Genomic DNA, 22,422 nt, shown 5'->3' with positions numbered 1-22,422 from the left:
GCGTGCAGCGCTCCTGATGGGAGAAACCACAGTCCCGAGTCGCGATGGCGACGGAGTCGCTGGAGTAGGCGTCGGCGTGCGGTCGGGTCGAGCCCTGCGAGGTCCGATGGGGGTGTGCGCACAGTGTCGGTCATCATGTGTCCTTGCTGCAGAGCTGCCGTGACTTATGCCCGGTGATCCAACCTGGATCGATCATCACTGTGTCGCGGAGACGTTCGAAGGTTTCCAGCAGTGATGTCAGCAACGGCGACTCCTTCCACTGCGTGACCTGTTCACGTTGTTGCGTCGTGGCGGAGCTCGAAGTCCATTCCTCGAACACGGTGGCGATGAGTTGTCCCGACAGGAACTCGACGAGTTCGACGTTCTCTTGGAACTTCTTGGTGAGCTCCTCATCGGGGTGTTCGGCCGTCATCCCGCTGTGCAGTGGAGCCATGAACTCGAAGTCGTAGAAGCTCAGGAAGGGTTCGCCCTGGTCGTGGCTAGTTGGATCAGAGTGGGCTACTGCTGCCCATTGCCGGAAGAACGCTTGGATAGCCTTGCTGGTGACGCTGAACTGGGCGAGTCCTGTCACGATCTGTGGGTGGTCGACGAGTCGTTTGAACAGATCGTGAAAGTAGAGCAGTCCGGGCACCGCCCAGTACGCTGCGGTGTCCCAAACGATCTTCGCAATCATGATCCGGGAGTTCCCCATTGTTGGGTACTGTCCGGCGTAGATCTGGATCCACCCGTCGGTAATGATCTTGAACATCTCGTTGTGGATGGCGCATGTCTCCTCGATGTTTTCCCCTCTGTAATCTCGGTCGATGAGGTCGACGATGAGGCCGTTGCTGATCGCGATGAGATCCATCCCGGGCGAGTACAGCGGATCGAGGAAGATTCCAGCATCGCCAGCCAGGCACCACCGGTCTGCCGAGAAGACCTGCGATGCGCCGAATGCGTAGTCATGCATCACGCGGAAGTCGAGCACTCTCGATAGCTGGGACCTGACCGCTGTAGCGCACTGGGGCTCATGGGTGTCGAGCCAGGCAATCGCCTTCTCGAGGCTGTTGAGGTCTGCGAACTTGTGGATATCGGGATCTGTGACGATTCCGATGCTGGTGGCGCCTGAGGCGAGAGGGATGATCCACACCCAGTAGCCGTGGCCCATGAGATGGTTGGTGGACAGACGCCGGCAACTCTCACGGATACGGTCGTGCCATTCGGCGTCGCTCGACCAATCATCGACGTCGATGTCGGTGGCTACTCTCAGCCAGACTGCGTTCGCGCGATGACCTACCTTCTCTGATAGGCCCAGTTTGCGTTTGATGAAGGCTGCACGCCCGGTTGAGTCGATAACCCACCGCGATCGCACCTGGCGGTCGGCGGCTCCTGAGCGGAGCGTCACTACATGGTCGGCTTCGTCGTCCATCAAGACTTCGATAGCGGTGGTCGCATTGAGCATGGTCACTTGGGGAAGCTCGGAGACCATCTGAGTCAGCGCGTTCTCAATTCGGCCTCTGTCGATCTGGAAGGTTCCCACCTTCTGCGGCGGCGCTACGGCGTGCCCAAGTTCGCGGCGGCGGGAGATGTCGGTGTTGTCACCGTCGCTGAAGAACACGCGCAGGCCAAACTTGTTTAGGTGCTCTTGGTCGAGATGGTCTGCCAGCCCCAGTACGTCCCGTAGGTAGTGCGCAGCGATCTCAACGGTGGACTCCCCCACCTTGTGCGCAGCCTCAGGGATTGGGGGGGTGACCTTCTCTGCGACGACTACGCTCAGTTGGGGACGGCTCTGGCACAGCTGAAGAGCCAGTGTGAGACCCGCGATTCCGCCGCCTAGAATGACGACGTCTACGTGGGCGTTGACCAACGACAGCGGTGAGCCGGCTCCTGCCGTATTCATCATCCTGCCTCTCGTACCGTGTCGGTGTCGTATCCGAGGGAGACCCAGGATGGGTTGATCGGATTTGTCTCGTTGAGCTTTCGGTGTTTCGCAATCAGTTCAGATGTCGTGGGCTCGGTACGCCATGCCTTTGCCTGGGCATGAGCGCGAGGATCTGCGAGACCATCTAGCCGTGCGCTAGCGACGGCGAACAGCTGGCCGGACAGTTGCTCGAGCAGGGTCACGTTCTTCACGACCTGCTCGGTCAGCTCGTCAGGTGGCAGGCCCGCATCCATTCCAGTGTGGAGATCAACGAGGAACTCCATGAGGGAGTAGGGGTCTGCGAAGACGTCGCTTGCTTCCGGGTTATCGACTGCGTGCCACTCGCGGAAGAACTGCTGCACTCGGGTGTGTAGTTCCCATGTGCGGTAGAGCGACTCCAAGGATCCAAGGTCCTCAGACAAGGTCTTGAGTCGATCATGAAAGTACAGCAAACCGGGCACGGCCCAGTAGATGATCGTGTCCCAGATGACCTTCGCCACCATGACTTGGGCGTTGCCCATCACCGGGTACAGATCCTCGTAGGCGACTAGCCAGATCTGGCTGAGTAGCAGGTAGACCTGGTTGTGGATGATGGAACGATCCTGGCCGCCATCAAGATCGTTGAGCACGAGATCAGTGATCAGGCCGTTGCTGATCCCCATCAGGTCGCCGCCTGAGGAGTAGAGCGGATCTATCGATACTCCCGCCTCGCCGGTCAGGCACCAACGGTCCGCGGAGTAGACTTGCTGGGCGCCGTAGGCGTAGTTGGCCATCACCCGGAAGTCGAGCACCTGGTCGATGTGGTCTCGGATCTCTTCGGCGCATTGTGGCTCTCGCTGGCTTAGCCAGGAGATGGCTTTGTCGAGAGTGTTGAAGGTGGCGTGTGGGTGAATGCGTGGGTCAGCAACGATCCCGATACTGGTTGCGCCCGATGACAGCGGGATCAGCCATACCCAGTAGCCGTGTCCCATGAGATGGTTTGTCGACAGTCGGCGCAGGCCGGACGGGACCCGCTCCTTCCAGCTGGGGTCTTGCGACCAGCTTTCGACGTCGATCTCGGCGTCGATCCGTAGCCAACTCGCGTTCATTGTGTGGCCTACGGGTCGTTGAAGGTTCAGTTTTCGTTTGAGGACCGAGGCTCGACCAGAGGCATCGATCAGCCACCGTGGTGCAAAGTCGATCTGGTGGCTTTCTCCAAAGACTGTCACCTGGTGGCGTTCTTGGTCGGGAAGTAGGTTGATCTGCCGCACCTGCTCTCCAGTCAGCACAGTCGCACCTAGTTCTTCAGCGTGCTTGGCGAGATGGTTCTCTAGCCGCCCACGATCGATCTGGTAGGCCGGCAACGGAGCATGGGTGATCTGCCCGTATTCCACGCGTCGGGCGATGTCGGTGTTGTCACCGTTCTCGATGAAGATTCGGAGACCGAACTTGTGGAGCTGTTCGTTGTCCATGTGTTGTTGTAGTCCCAGCACAGTCCGCAGGTAGTGGGCTTGCATCTCGACGCTGGACTCCCCGACCTTGTGGGCAGCTTCTGCTACGGGATGGAACTGGCGCTCGATGACAGCGACATTCAGTGTGGGCCGCTCTCGAAGGAGCTGGATGCTGAGAGTCAGTCCGGCGATCCCGCCGCCGATGATTAGGACGTCGACCTCATGCTGCTCCTGCTTCATGAAGGTCCCCTTTCTCTTGTGTGTTTCGCGAAGTCCTTATCCAGCCGTCGGAGGTGGGTGATCCGTTGCGGCGGGCGCGATGGGTCCGCCGCAGCGCTGAGACCATGGGGTCTCGTTGCCACCCTTGGACTGTGGCAATGACCTGGTCGGAGCTGTCTTCTGCGTGCTCTCGAATGATCGTGTCGACTAGCTGCCCTGCGAGTTGCTCGAGGACTGCTCGGTTCTCTGCCAGTCGCTTTGGAATGTCGTCGCAGTCTTCGGCCATGACGTGGTGCAGATCGACCATGAAGTTCAGTGGGGTGTACAGGTCGACGAAATCGCCAGCGGCGCCCCGGGGCTCTATGCCCTCCCACTCGCGGAAGAGCTGCTGCACACGGTTGGAAAGGTAGGTCAGGCCTTCCAGGTCGTTGATCATGCTTTGGTTGGTTCCTACGTTGAGGAATCGGCCGTGGAAGAACAGGAACCCGAAGACTGCCCAGTAGAAGGCGGTGTCCCAGATCACCTTTGCTGTCATCACCGAAGCGTTCCCAAGAAGCCCATACTGGCCCTTGTAGATGCCTAGCCAGATGTCAGCGACGGTGAGGTAGAGCTTGTTGTAAGCGGTTGCCGTCCCGGCTACATCGGTGCCGCCCAGGGACTTGGTGATCAGATCACAGGCCAGGCTGTTGCTGATCGCGACCTGGTCAAGGCCCGGCGAGTAGAGCGGGTCGAGGAAGATGCCCGCTTCGCCGGTGATTGCCCATCGTTCGGTACCAGAGAAGACCTGATCACAAGAGTAGGAGTAGTCGCGCATCACCCGGAAGTCGAGGATGCGGTCCCGATGCTTCTCGACAACTTCGGCGCATTGCGGTTCTCGACGCTCTAGCCATGCGAGTGCCTTGTCGAGGCGGTTGAATCCGTCGAACTCGTGGTGTTCGTCGGAGGCAACTATCCCGACGCTGGTCGCACCAGAGGCGAGTCTGATGAGCCACACCCAGTACCCCTCCCCCATCAGGTGCACAGTGGATTTGGAGCGGTCTCCGGCTTGGACTCGTTCTTGCCAAACGGTGTCGGCAGTCCAGAGGTTGATGTCGATCGGATGGTCGATTCGGAACCACGCTGCGTTCGCGTGATGACCGTTGGGAATCGATTCTTTTCTCAGCTTGCGCCGCAGGACGCATCCGCGGCCTGTGGCATCCACGACCCATTTGGCTCTGATTGCGGCGGCGCGCCCGCTGATCGTGATGCTGTGATCGTCTTGTCCGCTATTCAACTCGAGATCAGTGACGCGCCCGGTGATCATGGTGACGCCGGCCTGGTCGCACCGCCGGGCAAGCTCGTTTTCCAGGCGGCCTCGGTCGAGCTGGTAGGTGGCCAGTAGGGGGAACTCTGATCCGCCCAGTTCCCGCCGGTCCGCGATGTCGGTGTTTCCCTCGTGTTCAAAGAACATCCGCAGACCGAACTTTCGGATTTGCTCTTGCTCGAGATGCTCGTTCATCTCGAGTACGTCACGTAGGTAGTGGGCTGCGATCTCCACTGTCGACTCGCCCACCTTGTGGGCACTCTCTCGAACTGGGTAGCTTGCACGTTCGACGAGGGCGATGGAAGTTTCTGGACGCTCTTGTTTCAGTTGCAGCGCCAATGTCATCCCGGCAACGCCTCCTCCGATGATGAGCGTGTCGAGTGAGTCGTTCGAGATGGCTTGCGCCTTCTCGTTAGGCTCATTGGATGAGTGTTGGTCGCGTGAGGCACCTTCCGATGTCTTCTCGCGGAGCTGCTGCAGCAGCTTTCGCCGTTGATCGTGGGTAAGCCCGTTGATCTTGTGATGGCTTGAGTCGGCCATGACACCTCCAGCTGTTTGATGTCGCTACCTTGATCTCTCCCACTTCGGTGTCTCTTACTCGTCGTGGAATCTAGGCGAACGTTGCCCGGTCTTGGCGGTACCTGGCGATCTCTGCCTCGTGACGATGTGTAGCGGGTGGACCGGTCCCTGGTGTGGTGGCTGAGAAGGGTGGATGCTCACCTAGCTACGAGTCAGGGAAGCGGTCCTTGCTCATGTCGATATGGGATGTGATCGACGGCCGGTCTGGTTGCACGTACCTGCCTGTGTGACCCGCCGCTCGCGCTACTGTGACCCTCGTATCAGGTTGGTCGGTTGCTGTGGTTGGTGAAGGCCGGTGGAACATTGACGTTGTATACAGCTCGGATGTTCGGACCGTTCACGGTGTTACGTGACGGCGAGACGATTGGGTCGGGCGGGTCTGCGCCGAGCCTTACCGCGGCCCGTACGCTCTTGAAGTGGTTCTTGATCCACCCTCAGGTCAGCTTTTCATCCGATGAGCTTGCAGACGTGATCGCTCCTGGGAAGTCGAACCCCAGGAATCGTCTCAACCGCACGCTGCATGCCTTGCGTGACTATCTAGAGCCTGATCGTGGAGATCGGTCATCGGTGTTCATAAAGAAGACCGGTGCCGGCTACGTGTTCGACCCGGGCGGTAGCTGGGAGGTCGACTTTTGGCAGGCACGACGGCTGATCTCTGCTGCTCGGCAGGCTCGTCAGGCCGGCGACATTGAGGCGGCGATCCGTGACCTTGAGACGGTGGCCCAACTTGATGCGAGGGTGTTCCTTCCAGAGGACATATACACCGAAGCTTTCGCAGATACCCGAGCAGCTCAGGAGCGGGCGTGTCGCGATGCGCGGGTCTCTTTGCTGCGTCTGTACTTGTCCAGTGACATGCTCCCTCAAGCCTTGGCGAGCGCCTTAGCGATGCTTGATCAGGACCCGTATGACGAGGCGGCGGTTATGACGGTGGCTGTGGCCCATGCGATGGGTGGTGATCGTTTCGCCGGGATCCAGATCTTGCTTGAGTTCCGTGATCGGCTCAACGAGGATCTCGGTATCTCGCCATCCAGCGATGTGCATAGGCTGGTTGATCACCTGCGGTCGGGAGATCCGATCAGGGTTTCGCCGGCCCCTCGCTTACGGCGCGACTGATCTCGCGGAGACGGTTCCAGTCATCGGGAAGACCGAGGCTCTGGAAGGTTTCTCGCATCAAGACGAAGAACAGGGCACCCGAACTGATCATGGCCCGATCTATGAGACCGAAGACTTCAAGGATTACGACTCCGTAGAGCCGAGCCCAGGCAAGTTGAAACAGCCAGATCACACCGGGACCGCCCGAGCCCAGGTCGATCATCTCGCCAGAAGACCGCTTCCTGCCAACGATGAGCTCATACATTGAGTCGTCCGCGTCGGTGAAGTCGGGAACGTTGATCATGTTGGCGGCGGATAGTTCGATGAAGATGCCGGCGAAGTAGTTGGCGAACTGGTCGGATCCGTCATGGTCTCTGCTGGTAGACTCTGTGTGGCTTGGCCCGCCCATATCTGATTGCCCGGACAAGAGCCCTGCGAAGATGAGCTTGAACTCGGCAGCGTTCCTAAGGCCCCACTGCCGAAAGGCCGTGGCGGAGGCCGCCAACTTGGCAGACGGGTCTCCGTCGTAAGGGGCTGCGGCTTGCGTCATGGCTGTGATGACGTCTTCGTAGACGCTGCGGGCAATCAGGGCGTGAAGATCGGCGACACTTTCGACATACCGGTACAATGCCGATGGCGTCATGCCCATCTCTGTTGCAATTGCGCGAACCGACGCGTCATCGCCACGACGGAGTAGATCACGTGCAACCGTGACTATCTCGTCGTATGTCTCGAGGCGACGGCGATCCCGCCTCGTCATCCGCTCGCCATTGCTAGTTGACACCGAGCCCAACTCCCTAATTGACTGACACTAAAGTGAACAGTAGTCACTCAAGTGTCTTGACTGTACCCGGCACGCAGGGGTCACTCCAAGTGGGGGCTCATGCTGCAATCGGTGCTCCGAGATCGGACGAATGCCCGGGAGTCACCTCGCTGTTTGGATGGATCATCGCGGCGATGTGGTTGACCGCGATTGCTGCCTCGCCGAACCCGACAGAGATGAGTCGTACCTTGCCTGGATACTCCGAGACGTCACCTGCGGCGAAGACTCGAGGCACATTGGTCTGCATGGCTGGGCTAACTGGGATCCGGCGGTTCTGGATCTCGATCCCCCATTCGGCTAGCGGCCCGAGGTCTGCAACGAACCCGAGTGCGCAGACGAGAGCCTGCGCTGGGATGCGATCGGTGTGACCGTCGGTGGTGGTGATGGCAACTGAGTCGATTCTGGCGGAACCGAAAACGTCGCTGATCTGAGCGTTGGTTCGCACGTGGACGGTGGAGTTGAGCAAGCGACCCACACTCGACTCGTGTGCTCGGAATCGTGCTCGCCGGTGTACCAGGGTCACGCTCTTTGCGACGGGCTCGAGGTGCAGCGCCCAATCCACCGCGCTGTCTCCGCCGCCTGTGATAATGACGTCGCGTCCGTTGTAGGAGGCGGTGTTGGTAACGAAGTACTCCATACCGCGCCCCTGCCAGCCCTCGGCCACGGGCAGCCGTCGTGGCTCGAAACGCCCAACTCCTGCGCAGACGAGTACTGCTTTGGCGGCGATGGCCGTGCCGTCGTTGAGCAGAATGTGTAGGTCCGCTCCACCGTTGTCGATAAGACGCGTGGCTGTTCGGCCCAGCAGGTAGAGAGGGTCAGAGGAGGAGGCTTGTTCCTGAAGTCTCCTTACCAGGTCACGGCCGGTGGTGGACGGGAAACCTGCGACGTCGAAGATGGCCTTTTCGGGGAATAGGGTGGCGATCTGGCCACCGATCTCGGTCAGAGAGTCCACGATTGCCACACTTAGCCCGCGGAATCCGGCGTAGTAGGCGGAGTAGAGCCCTGCTGGCCCTGCACCGATGACGACGAGGTCTCGATGATGGGCGGGCGCTGGATGTTCAGTAGCCATCGTGTTGTTGTCCCTTCGTTGTCGGCCGGGCGGCGACTGCAACCGCACCGTGGAAGCCGCGCGGTACGTCGAGGTCCGAGATCTCGAAACCCGGGGGCTGGTGTGGTTGGTCCGCGCCGCCGACGTGTGGGGCTCTGAGGCCGTGGGCTATCCCGATTCCTGCGGCCTTGAGTACCGCTTCTTTCCGGGCCCAGCATCGGTTCATCCTCGACGCAGATGTTCCGATCTGACGCTGCTCGACAGGGCTCAGCTCGTTGAGGAGTGAGTATGTGTTCTGTCGGAGCACTTGCACGTCGATACCCACTGGCCGATCGGCTACGGCGATCGCGACTAGCCAGTCGCTGTGTGAGATCGAGAAATGGATCCGGTGGGCCTCATCCGTCGCCAGGACTGGTCGGCCGCCTTCTCCTCCACACACAGGGCAGGGTCTACGCCCGAACTGCACTTCTGAGGGTGCGCAGCCGATCATGGCGGCGATCAATTGGCGCAGCTGAGAGTGAGCGCAGATCCAGCCGCGCCTGTGGGTCTGATTTCCGATCTTGTCGCACGTGGACCGCTCATGGGGCGAGAGACGGCGGAGTTGTTCGTCGATGTCGCACCGGCGACTGTCCACCACTTCAAGATGGCGGACGTTGATCATTTCTTCCGCGTCGCCTTCTCTGTGTCGCCGACGTGGGTTTCGAACCAATCGAGAAGTGGTTGTGCGCCGCTCCACACTGCCCCAATCCGGTCGACCACCTCGTCGGTCTGCATCCATCGGGCACGGTTGAAGGAGTGGATCACGATCGCGCCTTTCCATTGCAGTTCGGCAGATCGCGAATGGTCGGCAGGGTAGCCGCGTGGGACTCGCTTGTATTGTGGGATGTCGCCGGGTCCAACGTCGAGGCCCTCATCGCTCAACGCCCGTCGGATCTGATCGAACTCAGATCCTGCTTCCTGGTCGATCAAAGCGTCGCGGTAGCGAACAAGCTGGTCACTTTCGAGCATCATCGCGCCTGTCGCGATCTTCATCTGGTGGGCTGTGGCCTGCCAGAACGACCCGACGCCGCCCACTGCTCGGTCTGTCGTGGTCAGCCCAACCCAGGTCTTGTACGGCGACTTGTCCTTGCTGAACCGAACGTCACGGTTGATGCGGAAGCCTTTAAGCGGGCCGTAGTCTCGTTCGAGTTCACTCTTCAACGCATCGACGGGGGTCTTCACCTCAGTGTTGTATGTTTCGCGATTAGCGTCGAAGAATTCCTTGGAGTTGTCTGCCTCGAGGTTGTCGAGGAATCGGAACAGACCGGTGGGTAGTCCGGTGAACTGCACGCCCTCGTTCTTGGCTTTCGTCGTAACCATGGTTCCGCTCTTTCGTTAGGACCGCTGGCCGCGGCCGTCAGGGATGTCGGCTCGCTGACCGGTTCACACAGATACCTCGGCGTACTTCGGGAGCAGGGAGAGGAACTGGGGTGGGACCAAGAAAGGATGAACCTCGACTCGGTCCCACACCTTGTGGAGGATGTAGGGCTCCTCTTGGAGCCATTCGTCGATCTCTTCGCGGCTGTCGAAGTCGACGATCAACACGCCACCTGCGAGCTTCCCTGCCCCGTCGATGATGGCTCCGCCGAACAAGAACTGCCCGGCATCCATCATCTTCTCACCTTGCGCCATATGGTCGGGTCTGATCTTCATCCGGCGTTCGAAAGTGCCTGGGGCAGTCCCGTCGTGGGCGATGACTACGTGGAGCATGATGTGTCCTCTCTTCAGGCCTCGGGCTTCTGAGCCCAGACCGAGATGATTGTCGGCGTATAGAGAACTGTGGGGCCAGGTTGCTCCATCAGCGTGAAGGCCTTTTGCACCTCGGCTTCGGACATGAGCCCGACCTTGACGATCATGGGCGCCAGTTTGGCGAGACTGAGAGAAACCGACAGCATCTCTTTACTCCCGGCCTGCACCGCGGTCAGCTGACAGTCGGTTCCCTGTACCGTGAGTCCGGTGCTACGGACAGATGGCTGAAGGGTCATTGCATATGCGGGGTCGGCGCCCATCATGTAGAAGAAGGTTTCGAGCGCCGCTGCCGCACGGGTCAGGACCGGCTCGGCCGGTTCGACTCGCTGAATGCTGCGAACGTCCGCTTCTTCAACGAGGAGGTAGCCGCCTGGCTTCAGTGCGTCAGCGAACTCCTGGAGCACACGCTCGCGTTCCGGCAGATGCATCAGCAGGATCTTGGCGTGAATCAGGTCGTAGCTACCAGCCTCCAACGGCCGGGAGGTGATGTCTTGCTTGATCACCTTGAGGTTAGACGCTTGAAGCCTCTCGAGGTGGGCTGTCTCGGTATCGATAGCTTCAACCAAGCCGTAGTGCCCAACCCGGTTCGACAACCATCGGGCTACGGTCCCAGTTCCGGCGCCCACCTCGGCGCACCGCCAGCCCTCTTGGACGTGAATCTTTTCTTCGAGGTATCGGAAAGTCGCAGGGTCGGTGAGCCGTGCGATGTGGTCCATGCGCTCGGCCTCGGCCTGGAGCGTGTCAGTATCAGCCATTGCTCACCGCTCCTACCGGGAAAAACTTGGGCACCCTCAGTGCAAGCATCATGTCGCCTTCAACTTTGAGCTTTCCGGACATGAACTGGCGCATGGGATCCAAAGTTCCTTCGGCCACACCGATCCACGTCTCGCTGTCGGTCACGAACGTTGCGTCGGGGTTGTCGACGCCTCCTGAGATGAGATCACCAGATCCGTTGTCGATCTTGAACGCCCAAACTCCTGGGTCTTCATCAGTGATCTTCCACTGGATGGTGCGTTCGATCTTCGCGGCCTGCTCGCGGTCTAGCCGTCCGGCCAGGGCTTCAAACAGCTGTTGGACTCTGCTGGCCATAACACTCTCCTCGTCTCGGTGTGGTCAGAGCGCCGCTCCGACTCTTCGGGTTTGAACTTAAGTTGCTGGGCTTCGCGCTGCGTTACGTGCAGTGGAAGAGTCAGGCTGTTTGAACACGGTGAACCAGCGCGGCAATCTCGTCTGGCACAGGCACTCCGAGGTCGGCTTTCAGTGACCTGCAGTACTTGGCCAGTTGCTCGGCTGCAGCCGGTCTACGTCCGCTTCGCAAGCGATTCTCGATGATCACCTTTGTTGCCAACTGGTTGTAGGGATCAATCTTCAGCGTGAGGTAGGCGGCCTCGATCAGGTCGTGTTCGGATCCATCGCCGGCCTCAAGCATCATCAGCCGTGTGAGCGATTGTTGACACATCTGCCGGTAGCGACGCCGGTACGGCTCGATCCAGTCACAGACCTCCCCGTCGAGGAGCTTTCCTTGAGCAACGTAGCCAGCGACGCGTCTGTAACAGAAACGTGCGCGGGCGAGGTCTCCTGCGCGCTCTGCGGCATGGCCCGATCGATGAACCTGTTCGAGATCGGCGACATCGGTCCACCACAGTTCTCCTGGGTCGAAGCTGTACACCTTGTTGGAGTGCCGTCGAATATAGGCCGACTCTTGGCGCCGTCCGAGGCCTGGTTCGAGTGCTCGCCGCAACGCATGGAGGCTGACATGGAATGTGCTTGCGATCCGTTCAGGGTCGTCGCCGGGCCATAGCTGATCGGCCAACGCCTCTGCCATCGCAGGCTTGCCTGGGTTGAGCAAGAACCAGACCAGAATCTCCCAGGCCCGCCGACGGGCGACCCAGCCCTGCTGCGCCGGTTCACCATCGATGTACAGCCTCGGCGTGCCGAAGAGGTAGGCCCTGTAGCGGGCTTCATCCTCGAGTTCGCGTGGGTGCGGGCTCTGATCCATGTCACGACCCCCAGCAGGGATTGAACGGGCATCTCTAATGTCACATACGCTAAGAGATGATTACGGTGTTCACAAGAGAGATCTGGGAGAACTTTTGTTTAACTACCCCCTAAAAGTGAGGGTGTGCCTGCATGTTTCGCTGCCAGTAAGTAGCAGGTAAGCCCCTCGGGTCATCGTTGGTCACGGCACCATGCCGGTGCCACGACCGACGAACCGAGGACGACCATGGCTCAGGATGTTTGGCAGGCAGGCTTTGAGGAACGCCTTACCCACCTCATTGCCAGCGACTCTCAGGTCCGCGACCGTGTCCCAGACTCTCGCGTGGCGTCCAGCGTGCGCCCAAACATGGGATTGGCGCAGCTGGTCGACGCTGTAATGACCGGCTATGCCGATCGTGAGGCTGTGAAGGAACGGCGAGTCGTTATCACTCCGGGCGGTACACGCCAGCTGACCCACGACCACACGACGCTGACCTACCGGCAGCTGTGGTCGCGTGCTCGTGCGGTCGCGACATCGTGGCAGCGGGTGGAGCGTGGGCCCAGCGCGGCCGATATGGTTTGTTCGATCGGTACGGGTAGCAACAACTACGCCGCCCTGGAACTTGCGTGCATCGCGTCGGGTGTGGTTTCTGTGCCCTTGATCGCCAACAGCAGCCAGGCGCAGTGGCAGACCATCCTTAATGAAACCCGGCCGGCCGCTCTGGCTGTGGATATCGACTATCTCGACCCCGCAATCGCCGCCGTTCTAGCCTCCGAGGCTCACCCTAAGGCGGTCTACGTGCTCGATTACCGCGAAGGGGACCTTGCCGCAAAACACGCCTTGAACCGTGCGCTGACTCGCCTCAGCGCCGAAGGGATCGTTCTCGAGACCTTCGACAGTTTGGTCGATGCCGGCACGCAGGTCCCCCAGGCCCCCCTGCCAGTCTCGCCTGCTGGCACTCCCCCGGGTCTAGCTCAGATCATCTATACGTCGGGCGCCACGGGCACCCCAAAAGGTGCGATGTTTACGACTGCTCACCTGGCGGCGATGTGGTTCGGCCAGTCGCAATCCACCATGCCGACGATCGTCACTCACTACATGCCTATGAGTCATGTCGCAGGGCGTATGGTCCTGACCGGCGCTCTAGCGCGCGGGGGGACCTGCTTCTTCTCCACAGGTAACGATCCTGCCCAGATGTGGGATGACATTGCGCTCGCCCGCCCAACTGAGTTCTTCCTGATCCCTCGTGTCTGCGAGATGATCTTCGATCGCTATCGCAGAGTATTGGCGTCACTGCCAGCCGGGGACACCGAGCTCGAGCGGGAGAGTAACGCCAAGACACAGCTGCGCGAACAACTCCTCGGTGGCCGTATCGTGTCGGCCGTCAACGGCAGCGCCCCGCTTGATGTGAATCTGCATGCCTTTATGGAGTCAATGCTGAACGTTCCAGTTCACGACGCTTACGGGTCGACTGAGGCTGGTGGCGTTGTGATGTTCGACAATCGGATCCAACGTCCACCGGTGATCGAGTACAAGCTCGCTGACGTGCCTGAGCTCGGATATCACACGACCGATCGTCCTCACCCCCGCGGCGAGCTGCTCCTCAAGACGATGTCGATGATTCCTGGCTATCTCAACCGGCCAGACCTCAACGACGACATCCTCGACGCCGATGGCTTCTACCGAACTGGTGACGTCATGGCCGAGACAGCTCCAGATGAACTCCAGTTTGTGGAACGACGCAACAACGTCCTCAAGTTGTCCCAGGCGGAGTTTGTTGCCGTCGCGACACTCGAATCTGTCTACTCAACTAGCCCCGACATCCACCAGATTTTCGTGTACGGACGCAGCGGCCGCGCATCCATCTTGGCCGTCATCGTCCCTACGGATTCGGCAGCACGGGGCCGCGATGACAACGAGTTGCGTGACCATCTTGCCGGCACACTGCACCAGATCGCCAAGCGTGAGGGGCTGCATCCGTATGAGATTCCTCGCGATTTCATCATCGAACGCGATCCGTTCAGCGTCGCCAACGGGCTTCTTTCGGGTGTCTCCAAACCGTTGCGGCCCAAGCTCACCCAGCATTACGCAGATGAGCTCGAGCAGCTGCACCAGCGGCTGAGCGAGAACCAGGAAGCTGAGATCGCCGACCTCCAACGCAGCGTGGCCGAACGTCCTACGCTGGAGACAGTTCTGCGTGCGGCCAAAGCTCTCTTGGGAGGCAACACAGCAGTAAGCCCCTCCGCCAACTTCACCGACATCGGCGGCGACTCTATGACCGCCTACACGTTTGCGACCCAGCTCAGCGATCTGTTCGACCTGGAAGTGCCCGTCACCGTCATTTTGAGCCCGGCAAACGATCTTCGCCACGTCGCCGACTACATCGAACAGGATCGCGCGGGTAAGACCAGGCGCGTCACCGCAGCCGATGTACACCAGGACCCAACCAGACTCCTCGCCGCGGAGCTCACGCTCGACAAGTTCTTGCCCCCCTCCCAACTCGAGGCCTCGACGAACATTCCGGTTGCGGTCGGCGCTCCTGTCTACCTCGTGACGGGCGCGAACGGCTACCTTGGCCGGTTTCTCACCGTTGATCTGCTGGAATCTGCGAGTCAGACGGGGGGTCGAGTGGTCGCCCTTGCCCGGGGGGCTACATCCACCCATGCCAAGCAGAGGCTCGAGTCCTCCCTGACCTCCGCAGACTCCGAACTTGCCGAGAAGTACCACACCCTGTCTGAGCGGCTTGAGGTGATCAACGGAGATATCAGTCAACCGCGTCTTGGCGTAACTGATGAGACTTGGGCCCGACTTTCCGCCGACGTCACCCACATTGTTCATCCTGGGGCTCTGGTCAACCACGTGCTGCCCTACCAGCAGCTGTTCGGCCCTAACGTCGCCGGAACGGCCGAACTGATCAGGTTGGCCACTACGGCCACCACGAAGCACATCACCTACCTGTCCAGCGTTGGGATAGCCGATCAGATCACCCCGGGCACGTTCGATGAAACTGCAGATGTTCGATCGATGAGTCCCGCGAGGATCGTCTCAGATCAGTACGCCAACGGCTACGCCAACACCAAGTGGGCAAGTGAAGTCCTTCTACGTGAGGCGAACGATCAGTACGGCGTGCCGGTGTCGGTGTTCCGGTCCAACATGATCTTGGCGCACACCCGCTACGCCGGTCACCTCAATCAACCTGACATGCTCACCAGGCTGCTTTACAGCATTCTGATCACTGGTCTAGCTCCCAGCTCCTTCTACCTACCGAATGCTGACGGTAGTCCGAAGCGGACTCACTTCGACGGACTTCCGGTGGACTTCACCACGGTTGCCATCACTGCACTTACAGGTGGCCGGGGCCACACGACCTTCAATCTGGTGAATCCTCACGATGATGGCATCTCCTTGGATACCTTCGTCGATTGGCTTATCGAAGCAGGTCACCCAATCCAGCGGATCGACAACTACAGCGACTGGTACCGACGCCTAGAGATCAGCCTGCGACAAAAGCCGGCCGAGGTTGGTCAACAGTCGCTGCTCCCGCTGCTGCATGCCTTCAAAGAGCCCGAGACTCTGCCAGACATCGTCACCCCTGCTCCTCGGTTCCTCGAAGCTGTCACCAAGGCGAGCGTTGCTCAAGGGACGATCCCGTCAGTACGGCCCGAGCTCATCAAGAAGTATGCGGCAGACCTCCACCACCTGGGGCTCCTTTGACCGCTAGCACTCATACGCTGCCGCACGATCCTGCCGCTCAAACATTCTGGCGTTGTAACGTTAATGACTTTTGCCTCGCTCAGGTTTGCAGCGGCACCCGGCGCTGGCAGCACCCCTTACTGTCAACACTGTCAACGACGTTCCCTCGATCACACTCGCCTGCGGCCGACCGCTCCCCCGCCCGGGATTCGATCGGCGCGCTGCTTCAGAACCTCGACCACCGCGTCAGCCGTCATCTCGTTCCGTAGTCGTTCGAGGGCGTATCGGACTACTGCAGATCCGGAGGCGTCGACCTTGGGGCGGTGTTTTCGGGCGGAGAAAGCTACTTCTGCGAGGAAGTCGTCGCCGGCCACGTCGAGATAGATCGTCTTGCGTTCGAGTTGGTCTTTGTCGTCGGCTGTGGCGCTTTGGATGGGAGGGGTTGGCTGACTGGGCGCTGGCGGCGTATCGATAGTCGCGGCCGGCGCAGAGGCTGATTGCGGGGGTTTGGGTCGGTGCCGTGACGGCGGTACACGGCGGGAGCGTTGTTCGCGCTTTTGGTTCAGTGCTGCCAGACCGTCACTGCTCATTGACATACTCCTCGCGGTGGTGATCGTGGACGATCAGGAGATGGTCCGCGCCGGCTTCGGTGCCCTGCTCGACGCCCAGCCGGGGATCAGTGTGGTCGGACAGGCGGCCGACGGTGACGAGGTGCTCGACCTGGTCGATCGCACCGATCCCGACATCGTGCTGATGGACATCCGGATGCCCCGGATGAACGGGCTGCAGGCGGCCCGCGCGGTGGCCGCAGCCCATGGTTCGCGGCCGCGGATCATCATGCTCACCACCTTCGACCTCGACGACTACGTCTTCGAGGCCCTGCGAGCCGGTGCCAGCGGATTCCTGTTGAAGGACGCCCGGGCCGCCGATCTGATCGCCGCGGTGAAGGTCGTCGCGGCCGGGGAGGCGTTGCTCTCACCGTCGGTGACCCGCTCACTGATCGCCGAGTTCGTCGCCCGGCCCGAACGCAGCGCCCGGCCGCCGTCGATGGCGGGGTTGACCCAGCGCGAGCTGGAGGTGATGGAGCAGGTGGCGAAGGGGCTCTCGAATGCCGAGATCGCCGGCGAGCTGTACCTGTCGGAGCAGACGGTGAAGACCCATGTCAGTCGAATCCTGGCCAAGTTGGCACTGCGTGACCGGGCGCAGATCGTGGTCGCAGCCTACGAGGCCGGGGTGGTCGTACCCGGCTCCTGAGCCCGGACGTCACCCTGCCGTAGGGGGTCGGTTCCACCCGCTCGGGTGACGCGCGCGAGGGCGCGAGGCGGAAGTCTTGGCCCATGCCCCAACTCGATCTCCGGCCGCGGCGCCGCGACGGCCATCTCAGCGACTACACCGCGCTCAGTGCGCAGGTCAAGGAAGCCGGTCTGCTGCAGCGATCCCACGGTTACTACGTGGCCGTGACCGCTGCCTGGTTGGCCGTCCTGGCGGCATTGGCGATCGGCTCGTACCTGATCGGCGACAGCTGGTGGCAGCTGGCGCCGGCCCCGCTCTTCGCGATGGTGACCGCCCAGTTCGGGTTCCTCGGACACGATGCCGCACACCGGCAGATCTTCGCCTCGAACAAGCACAACGACTTCGCGGCCCTGTTCTACGCCAACCTGCTGGTCGGCATGGGCCTGAGCTGGTGGCAGCACAAGCACAATCGGCATCACGCCTCACCGAACAAGATCGGCACCGATCCCGACATCGCCCCCGGTGCGATCAGTTTCACCAACCAGGGCACCAGCGGCCGGAAGACGCCGCTGACCCGTTGGCTGACCCGGCACCAGGGAAAGTACTTCTTCGCCCTGATGACCTTGTTGGGCCTGCAGATGCAGTTGAACAGCCTGCGCCGGTTGTTCTCGACCGAGACGGTGAAGTACCGCCGTACCGAGCTCGTCCTGCTGCTGGTCCGCCACGGTGTGGCGATCGGTTTCGCCTTCACCGTGATGTCACCGATGGTCGCGATCGCCTTCCTGGCCTGTGCCCAGATGACCCTGGGCCTGTACTTCGGGCTGGCTTTCGCCCCGAACCACATCGGGCGCCCGATCGTCCCCGAGACGGTGAAGATCGACTTCCTGCGACGTCAGGTACTGATGAGCCGCAACCTCACCGGTGGCCGGTTGGTGGATGTGGCGATGGGCGGCCTGAACCACCAGGTCGAGCACCACCTCTTCCCCTCGATGTCGCGGCCGAATCTGCGACGGGTGGCGCCGATGGTACGAGCGCACTGCGCGACTGTGGGCGTCGAGTACCACCAGACCTCGCTGCCGCAGGCCTATCAGGAGGTGGCCGATTTCATCGACAACGTCGGCATCGGCGAGGTCGACCTGTGGCGCTGCCCGCTGGCGTCGTCGATGGGCCGCGCCTGAGACTGCCGACGGTACGGATGCACAACCGGCAGGCCTCAGCTCTCCAACCTGCCGGACCCATCGGTGTGCGGCCGCTCGCCCTTGGTGGCCGGCGTGTCTTCGAAGACCTCCTGCCGGGCGGTCTGCTCGACCGACGGCTCGGTCGCCTCGGCGGGCTGCTTGCCGAACAACCGGGCGAACCGGTCGCGCCATTTGCGGCGCTTGCGGACCTGGTCGCGTTTGATCCGTTCCGACTCGTCGGAGATCTGCCCGTTGTCGTTCCAGGTCTTCATGATCGCCCAGATCACCGCGGCGGCCGGGACGGCCAGGACGGCACCGGCGACGCCGCCGAGGACCGTACCGATGGTCAATGCGATCAGCACGATCAGCGGGTGCAGGCTCAGCGACTGGGCCATCACGACCGGCTGCAGCAGGTTCCCCTCGAGCTGGTTCACCGCGATGATCACGGCCAGCAGGATCAGCGCCTGGACCGGGCCGAGGGTGACCAGGGCGACCAGACAGGCGAGCACCCCGGCAGCGGTGGCACCGACGATCGGGATGAAGGCGAAGGTGAAGACCACCACGGCCAGCGGCAGGGCCAGCGGCACCCCGAGCACCAACATGCCGATGGTGATGCCGACGGTGTCGACGAAGGCGACGATGGCGGTACCGCGGATGTAACCGCCGAGCACCCGGTTGGCGGTCTCCCCCACGCGGACGAAGCGGTCGTGTCGCTCACCCTTGAACGGGGAGATCAGGAACTGCCAGATCGCCGGCCCGTCCTTGATGAAGAAGAACAGGATCACGATCATCAGCACCAGGCCGGTGATGAAGGAGCCCGCGGTGCTCACACCGCCGATCAGGTTGGTGCCGAAGCTCGAGCTGGTGACGAAGCTGACCACCGCATCCCGGGCCTGGGTGAGCTGATCCTCGGTGATGTTGAACGGCAGGTCGGAGATGAACTGGTCGAGCTGTTCGATGCCGGAGTTCACCGAGGCCGTCAGTTGGTCCATCTGGCTCATCACGTTCAGCACGATCACGTAGATGATGCCGCCGCCCACCAGCACTCCGCCGACCATGATGATGATGGTGGCGACGATGTTCGGCATGTGTGCCCGCAGCCGCCTGCTCAGCGGTGAGATCGCACAGGCCAGGATGATCGCGATCAGCACCGGAATCACCACGACCAGCAGCCGGGTGGCGGCGAAGACCACCAGTGCGGCCAGCCCGATCACGACCAGGATCTGCACACTGCGTACCGCCAGTCGACCGAAGGCATCGGTCCACAGGGACTTCAGCTCCGGGCGACCGTCGTTTTCCTCGCTCAGTTCGCTCACCCGCTCAGGGTAGGACCTGTCGCGCGGAACGGCCGCATCGACCACGCGTGGCGGCAGCCCGCTGCTAAGCGCTGTTGCTGCCTGGCGGCTGCGCCTTCGACGCCCGGCGGAAGGCGAACACCATGATCACCGCGGCGGTGCCGAGCGCGATCCACAGCGCCCACCGGTCGAGGGTCTCCAGCACCGGGAGCACCGGTTCACCGATCCGGTAGCCGAGGTAGAGGTAGAGGGACCGGTTCAAGAAGGCGCAGAGGAAATCCAGCAGCAGGAAGGTACGCAGCCGCATCCCGCCCATGCCCAGGGCACCGAAGATGATCGGCGAGGGGATCGGCAGGAACGGGATGTAGGTCAGCAACAGCATCGGCAGCGCCCACTTCTGCGCCAGCCGGTGTGACCACCAGGCGATCTTGGTCCGCCAGCGCGCCATCATCCCGGAGTTGTTGCCCAGGCCACCGCCGGTCAGCCAGTCGATCATGCCCTCGCCCCAGCGGCGTCCGGCCAGCCAGAACAACCAGTCGAACTTGATCAGGCTGAGCGCGGCCAGTGGGACCGCGATCGGCCACCAGAACTCCCCGAGATCGATCCGGGCGCCGATGCCGACCAGTGCCGGAGAGGAACCGGTCAGGCCGAGCAGGACATAGGGGACGTTGGTCAGCAGCCAGACCCGGAACGGCATCAGCGCGAACGAGTACAGCGCGGCCACCATGATGCCGAACATGCACAGGTAGTCGAGCTTCTCCGGCCGGGTGCTGAACGGCAGTCCGGGATACTCCCACCACTCGAGTTCTGCCTCGGCAGCCTCGGCTGTGGCACCCGATCCCGGGTCCGATTCGGGGCTGGAATCGGACCGTGAGGCCCGTACGGGGTCCGGAGCGACCCGGCGGTCGATCTCCTCCGGATTGGGGTCCGGACCGTCTGCGGCACTCACGCGCACCGATGATAGACCCCGGCGGGTCGGGACCGGACTGGGCTGGGACCGGACCGGGGCGAAACCCAGCTCGGCCGAAGCCGGACCGCGTAGTCGTCGACGGTGCGGACTGCCGGGACCGTTGCCCGGGCCAACTGCCGCTCCCGACCACGATGGGACAGGATGGGTTCATGGTTGTCGATCTGAAGGCGGTCCGTGGCGACATCACCACTCAGGCGGTGGATGCGATCGTGAATGCGGCCAACAGTTCCCTGCTCGGCGGCGGCGGGGTGGACGGTGCGATCCACCGCGCCGGGGGTCCGGCGATCCTGGCCGCCACGAAACAACTGCGGGCCACCTCGCTGCCCGACGGTCTACCACCGGGTGAGGCGGTGGCGACCACGGCCGGTGAGCTGCCGGCGACCTGGGTGATCCATACGGTCGGGCCGATCTGGGACCCCGGCCGGGATCAGTCGGGGATCCTCGCTGCCTGTTATCGCAACAGCCTGCGGATCGCCGATGGTCTCGGTGCCCGCAGCATCGCCTTCCCGGCCATCTCCGCCGGGGCCTATGGCTGGCCGATCGAGGATGCGGCCGAGATCGCGGTCCACAGCGTCCGGGAAACCGTCGCCGCCGGTGAATGCGATGCCGTGGCCGAGATCGTCTTCGTCCTCCAGCCGTCCTCGGTGGCCGAGGCGTTCGAGAAGGAACTGTCGGCATGAGGAAGCCCGCTGCCCGCTCCGCGGTTCCCCCGTTCCAGGTGATGGAGGTACTGGCAGCGGCGGCCGAGCGCATGCGTACCCATGGTGACGCGATCATGCTCTGCGCCGGCCAGCCGTCCACGCCGGCGCCCGAAGCGGCCCGCCGTGCCGTGGTGGACGCGATCGAGGGCCAGGTTCTCGGCTACACCGAGGCCCAGGGGATCCTGCCGCTGCGGAAGGCGATCGCCGAGTACCACCGCCGCAGTGACGGGATCGAGGTCTTCCCCGAGGAGGTGGTCGTCACCACCGGGTCCTCCGGAGGGTTGACCGCCTTGGCGCTGGCCGCCTTCGACCCGGGCGCGGTGATCGCCATGGCCCGACCGGGTTACCCGGCCTACCGCAACACCTTGTCGGCGCTGGGATGTGAAGTGCTGGATCTGCCGTGCGGACCGAGCACGCGGTTCCAACCGACGGTACGGATGCTGCAGGAACTCCCGCAGGTGCCTGACGGGTTGATCATTGCCAGTCCCTCGAATCCGACCGGGACGGTGATCGATCCGGAGGAGTTGGCCCGGATCAGCACCTGGTGCCGGGAGCACGACTGCCTGTTGATCAGCGACGAGATCTATCACGGGGTCGGCTTCGGCCGGGAGACCGTCAGCGCCCGGAGGTTCGGTCCCGACGCGGTGGTCACCGGTTCGGTCAGCAAGTACTTCTCGATGACCGGCTGGCGACTGGGTTGGCTGTTGTTGCCGCAGTGGCTGCTCCGACCGGTCGAGGTGCTCAGTGGGAATCTCTCGATCTGCCCGCCCGTACCCTCCCAGCACGCCGCGATCGGGGCGCTGTCGACAGCTGCGATTGGGGAACTGGATGCCCATGTCGAGCGGTACGCGGGGAACCGCGAGTTGTTGATCAAGCGACTGCCGGAGCTCGGGGTCACCTCCTACGCGCCACCGGACGGCGCCTTCTACGCCTGGTGCGAGGTGTCCCATCTGACCGACGACTCCGCCCGCTGGTGCGCCGAGATGCTGGCGGCCACCGGGGTGGCGATGACCCCGGGGATCGACTTCGACCCGGTTGACGGTCACCGCTATGTCCGCTTGTGCTTCGCCGGCACCGCCGAGGAACTGAACGAGGCGATCGACCGGCTGGTACGTCAGCTGCACTGAGCCAGCGCTGCACTCCTACGTCGCTGTACTCGTACGAGACTGCGCTCGAACGCGGCCGTACTCGC

20 protein-coding genes are annotated in these 22,422 nt (G+C 62.1%); 6 read left to right on the top strand and 14 right to left on the bottom strand.

From position 1 onward, the window contains the following. Positions 1–133: 133 nt before the first annotated feature. The 3 genes from CLV29_RS15495 to CLV29_RS15485 are packed head-to-tail and all read right to left on the bottom strand — an operon-like array spanning position 134 to position 5,392. The gene (locus CLV29_RS15495) at positions 134–1,882 is read right to left on the bottom strand and encodes an NAD(P)/FAD-dependent oxidoreductase (protein ID WP_208292987.1); all 1,749 of its coding nucleotides are present in this window, start codon (positions 1,880–1,882) and stop codon (positions 134–136) included. Beyond that, positions 1,879–3,570 (bottom strand): NAD(P)/FAD-dependent oxidoreductase, encoded by a 1,692-nt coding sequence (locus tag CLV29_RS15490; RefSeq protein WP_133755987.1) that lies wholly within the window; start codon positions 3,568–3,570, stop codon positions 1,879–1,881. Before CLV29_RS15490 ends, CLV29_RS15495 begins: the two co-directional genes overlap by 4 nt. Further along, positions 3,551–5,392: an NAD(P)/FAD-dependent oxidoreductase gene (locus tag CLV29_RS15485; protein ID WP_133755986.1), complete on the bottom strand. Its 1,842-nt coding sequence runs from the start codon at positions 5,390–5,392 to the stop codon at positions 3,551–3,553. The genes CLV29_RS15490 and CLV29_RS15485 overlap by 20 nt, the downstream gene beginning before the upstream one ends. A gap of 363 nt (positions 5,393–5,755) precedes the next feature. Here CLV29_RS15485 and CLV29_RS15480 point away from each other — a divergent pair, with 363 nt between their 5' ends. Continuing rightward, positions 5,756–6,544, top strand: a complete 789-nt coding sequence (locus CLV29_RS15480; RefSeq protein ID WP_133755985.1) for an AfsR/SARP family transcriptional regulator — start codon at positions 5,756–5,758, stop codon at positions 6,542–6,544. On the opposite strand, the gene CLV29_RS15475 is transcribed toward CLV29_RS15480, so the two are convergent. From CLV29_RS15475 to CLV29_RS15440, 8 genes are all read right to left on the bottom strand, one after another. Next, on the bottom strand, positions 6,507–7,172 hold the full coding sequence (locus tag CLV29_RS15475) for a WHG domain-containing protein (RefSeq protein ID WP_133755984.1): 666 nt from the start codon (positions 7,170–7,172) through the stop codon (positions 6,507–6,509). The genes CLV29_RS15480 and CLV29_RS15475 overlap by 38 nt on opposite strands. 232 nt (positions 7,173–7,404) lie before the next feature. Next, positions 7,405–8,415: an NAD(P)/FAD-dependent oxidoreductase gene (locus tag CLV29_RS15470; RefSeq protein ID WP_133755983.1), complete on the bottom strand. Its 1,011-nt coding sequence runs from the start codon at positions 8,413–8,415 to the stop codon at positions 7,405–7,407. Continuing rightward, complete coding sequence (locus CLV29_RS17260) at positions 8,405–8,884, bottom strand: 4'-phosphopantetheinyl transferase family protein (protein ID WP_424991538.1); 480 nt, start codon at positions 8,882–8,884, stop codon at positions 8,405–8,407. Before CLV29_RS17260 ends, CLV29_RS15470 begins: the two co-directional genes overlap by 11 nt. Positions 8,885–9,051: 167 nt before the next feature. Further along, positions 9,052–9,753, bottom strand: coding sequence for a TIGR02453 family protein (locus CLV29_RS15460; RefSeq protein WP_133755981.1), 702 nt, complete (start codon positions 9,751–9,753; stop codon positions 9,052–9,054). 63 nt (positions 9,754–9,816) lie between these two features. Beyond that, complete coding sequence (locus CLV29_RS15455; protein ID WP_133755980.1) at positions 9,817–10,143, bottom strand: YciI family protein; 327 nt, start codon at positions 10,141–10,143, stop codon at positions 9,817–9,819. A gap of 14 nt (positions 10,144–10,157) precedes the next feature. Further along, positions 10,158–10,937, bottom strand: coding sequence for a class I SAM-dependent methyltransferase (locus tag CLV29_RS15450; protein WP_133755979.1), 780 nt, complete (start codon positions 10,935–10,937; stop codon positions 10,158–10,160). Then, on the bottom strand, positions 10,930–11,271 hold the full coding sequence (locus CLV29_RS15445; protein WP_133755978.1) for an SCP2 sterol-binding domain-containing protein: 342 nt from the start codon (positions 11,269–11,271) through the stop codon (positions 10,930–10,932). Before CLV29_RS15445 ends, CLV29_RS15450 begins: the two co-directional genes overlap by 8 nt. A gap of 100 nt (positions 11,272–11,371) precedes the next feature. Continuing rightward, positions 11,372–12,181 carry an AfsR/SARP family transcriptional regulator gene (locus CLV29_RS15440; protein ID WP_133755977.1) on the bottom strand — a complete coding sequence of 270 codons (810 nt, stop codon included), beginning with the start codon at positions 12,179–12,181 and terminating at the stop codon, positions 11,372–11,374. A gap of 225 nt (positions 12,182–12,406) precedes the next feature. On the opposite strand from CLV29_RS15440, the gene car reads away from it, so the two are divergent. After that, positions 12,407–15,874, top strand: a complete 3,468-nt coding sequence (gene car / locus CLV29_RS15435) for a carboxylic acid reductase (protein WP_133755976.1) — start codon at positions 12,407–12,409, stop codon at positions 15,872–15,874. 149 nt (positions 15,875–16,023) lie between these two features. Here car and CLV29_RS16300 read toward each other — a convergent pair whose 3' ends face one another. After that, complete coding sequence (locus CLV29_RS16300) at positions 16,024–16,443, bottom strand: hypothetical protein (RefSeq protein WP_166649288.1); 420 nt, start codon at positions 16,441–16,443, stop codon at positions 16,024–16,026. A 16-nt stretch (positions 16,444–16,459) separates the two neighbouring features. Between CLV29_RS16300 and CLV29_RS15430 the strand changes: the two genes are divergently transcribed. Both CLV29_RS15430 and CLV29_RS15425 read left to right on the top strand, forming a co-directional pair. After that, positions 16,460–17,107: a response regulator gene (locus CLV29_RS15430; RefSeq protein WP_243831976.1), complete on the top strand. Its 648-nt coding sequence runs from the start codon at positions 16,460–16,462 to the stop codon at positions 17,105–17,107. Between the two features lie 83 nt (positions 17,108–17,190). Beyond that, positions 17,191–18,264, top strand: coding sequence for a fatty acid desaturase family protein (locus CLV29_RS15425; RefSeq protein ID WP_133755975.1), 1,074 nt, complete (start codon positions 17,191–17,193; stop codon positions 18,262–18,264). Positions 18,265–18,299: 35 nt separating this feature from the next. On the opposite strand, the gene CLV29_RS15420 is transcribed toward CLV29_RS15425, so the two are convergent. Together CLV29_RS15420 and CLV29_RS15415 are read right to left on the bottom strand one after the other, a co-directional pair. Then, the gene (locus CLV29_RS15420; protein ID WP_133755974.1) at positions 18,300–19,580 is read right to left on the bottom strand and encodes an AI-2E family transporter; all 1,281 of its coding nucleotides are present in this window, start codon (positions 19,578–19,580) and stop codon (positions 18,300–18,302) included. Positions 19,581–19,644: 64 nt separating this feature from the next. After that, positions 19,645–20,508 (bottom strand): DedA family protein, encoded by an 864-nt coding sequence (locus tag CLV29_RS15415; RefSeq protein ID WP_133755973.1) that lies wholly within the window; start codon positions 20,506–20,508, stop codon positions 19,645–19,647. A 170-nt stretch (positions 20,509–20,678) separates the two neighbouring features. Here CLV29_RS15415 and CLV29_RS15410 point away from each other — a divergent pair, with 170 nt between their 5' ends. Then, entirely contained in the window at positions 20,679–21,209 is a 531-nt protein-coding gene (locus tag CLV29_RS15410; RefSeq protein WP_133755972.1) for an O-acetyl-ADP-ribose deacetylase, read from the top strand. Further along, positions 21,206–22,357 (top strand): pyridoxal phosphate-dependent aminotransferase, encoded by a 1,152-nt coding sequence (locus CLV29_RS15405; RefSeq protein WP_133755971.1) that lies wholly within the window; start codon positions 21,206–21,208, stop codon positions 22,355–22,357. Before CLV29_RS15410 ends, CLV29_RS15405 begins: the two co-directional genes overlap by 4 nt. The last annotated feature ends 65 nt before the right edge of the window (positions 22,358–22,422 follow it).

It is taken from the genome of Naumannella halotolerans, assembly GCF_004364645.1.
GTDB lineage: Bacteria > Actinomycetota > Actinomycetes > Propionibacteriales > Propionibacteriaceae > Naumannella > Naumannella halotolerans.
This window is presented reverse-complemented; position numbering and strand designations above follow the sequence as displayed.

Excerpts from the sequence above, each read along its gene's own strand:
- CLV29_RS15495 (WP_208292987.1), bottom strand. The coding sequence starts at position 1,882 with ATGATGAATACGGCAGGAGCCGGCTCACCGCTGTCGTTGGTCAACGCC.
- CLV29_RS15490 (WP_133755987.1), bottom strand. The coding sequence starts at position 3,570 with ATGAAGCAGGAGCAGCATGAGGTCGACGTCCTAATCATCGGCGGCGGG.
- CLV29_RS15485 (WP_133755986.1), bottom strand. The coding sequence starts at position 5,392 with ATGGCCGACTCAAGCCATCACAAGATCAACGGGCTTACCCACGATCAA.
- CLV29_RS15480 (WP_133755985.1), top strand. The coding sequence starts at position 5,756 with ATGTTCGGACCGTTCACGGTGTTACGTGACGGCGAGACGATTGGGTCG.
- CLV29_RS15475 (WP_133755984.1), bottom strand. The coding sequence starts at position 7,172 with ATGGGCATGACGCCATCGGCATTGTACCGGTATGTCGAAAGTGTCGCC.
- CLV29_RS15470 (WP_133755983.1), bottom strand. The coding sequence starts at position 8,415 with ATGGCTACTGAACATCCAGCGCCCGCCCATCATCGAGACCTCGTCGTC.
- CLV29_RS17260 (WP_424991538.1), bottom strand. The coding sequence starts at position 8,884 with ATGATCGGCTGCGCACCCTCAGAAGTGCAGTTCGGGCGTAGACCCTGC.
- CLV29_RS15460 (WP_133755981.1), bottom strand. The coding sequence starts at position 9,753 with ATGGTTACGACGAAAGCCAAGAACGAGGGCGTGCAGTTCACCGGACTA.
- CLV29_RS15455 (WP_133755980.1), bottom strand. The coding sequence starts at position 10,143 with ATGCTCCACGTAGTCATCGCCCACGACGGGACTGCCCCAGGCACTTTC.
- CLV29_RS15450 (WP_133755979.1), bottom strand. The coding sequence starts at position 10,937 with ATGGCTGATACTGACACGCTCCAGGCCGAGGCCGAGCGCATGGACCAC.
- CLV29_RS15445 (WP_133755978.1), bottom strand. The coding sequence starts at position 11,271 with ATGGCCAGCAGAGTCCAACAGCTGTTTGAAGCCCTGGCCGGACGGCTA.
- CLV29_RS15440 (WP_133755977.1), bottom strand. The coding sequence starts at position 12,181 with ATGGATCAGAGCCCGCACCCACGCGAACTCGAGGATGAAGCCCGCTAC.
- car (WP_133755976.1), top strand. The coding sequence starts at position 12,407 with ATGGCTCAGGATGTTTGGCAGGCAGGCTTTGAGGAACGCCTTACCCAC.
- CLV29_RS16300 (WP_166649288.1), bottom strand. The coding sequence starts at position 16,443 with ATGAGCAGTGACGGTCTGGCAGCACTGAACCAAAAGCGCGAACAACGC.
- CLV29_RS15425 (WP_133755975.1), top strand. The coding sequence starts at position 17,191 with ATGCCCCAACTCGATCTCCGGCCGCGGCGCCGCGACGGCCATCTCAGC.
- CLV29_RS15410 (WP_133755972.1), top strand. The coding sequence starts at position 20,679 with ATGGTTGTCGATCTGAAGGCGGTCCGTGGCGACATCACCACTCAGGCG.
- CLV29_RS15405 (WP_133755971.1), top strand. The coding sequence starts at position 21,206 with ATGAGGAAGCCCGCTGCCCGCTCCGCGGTTCCCCCGTTCCAGGTGATG.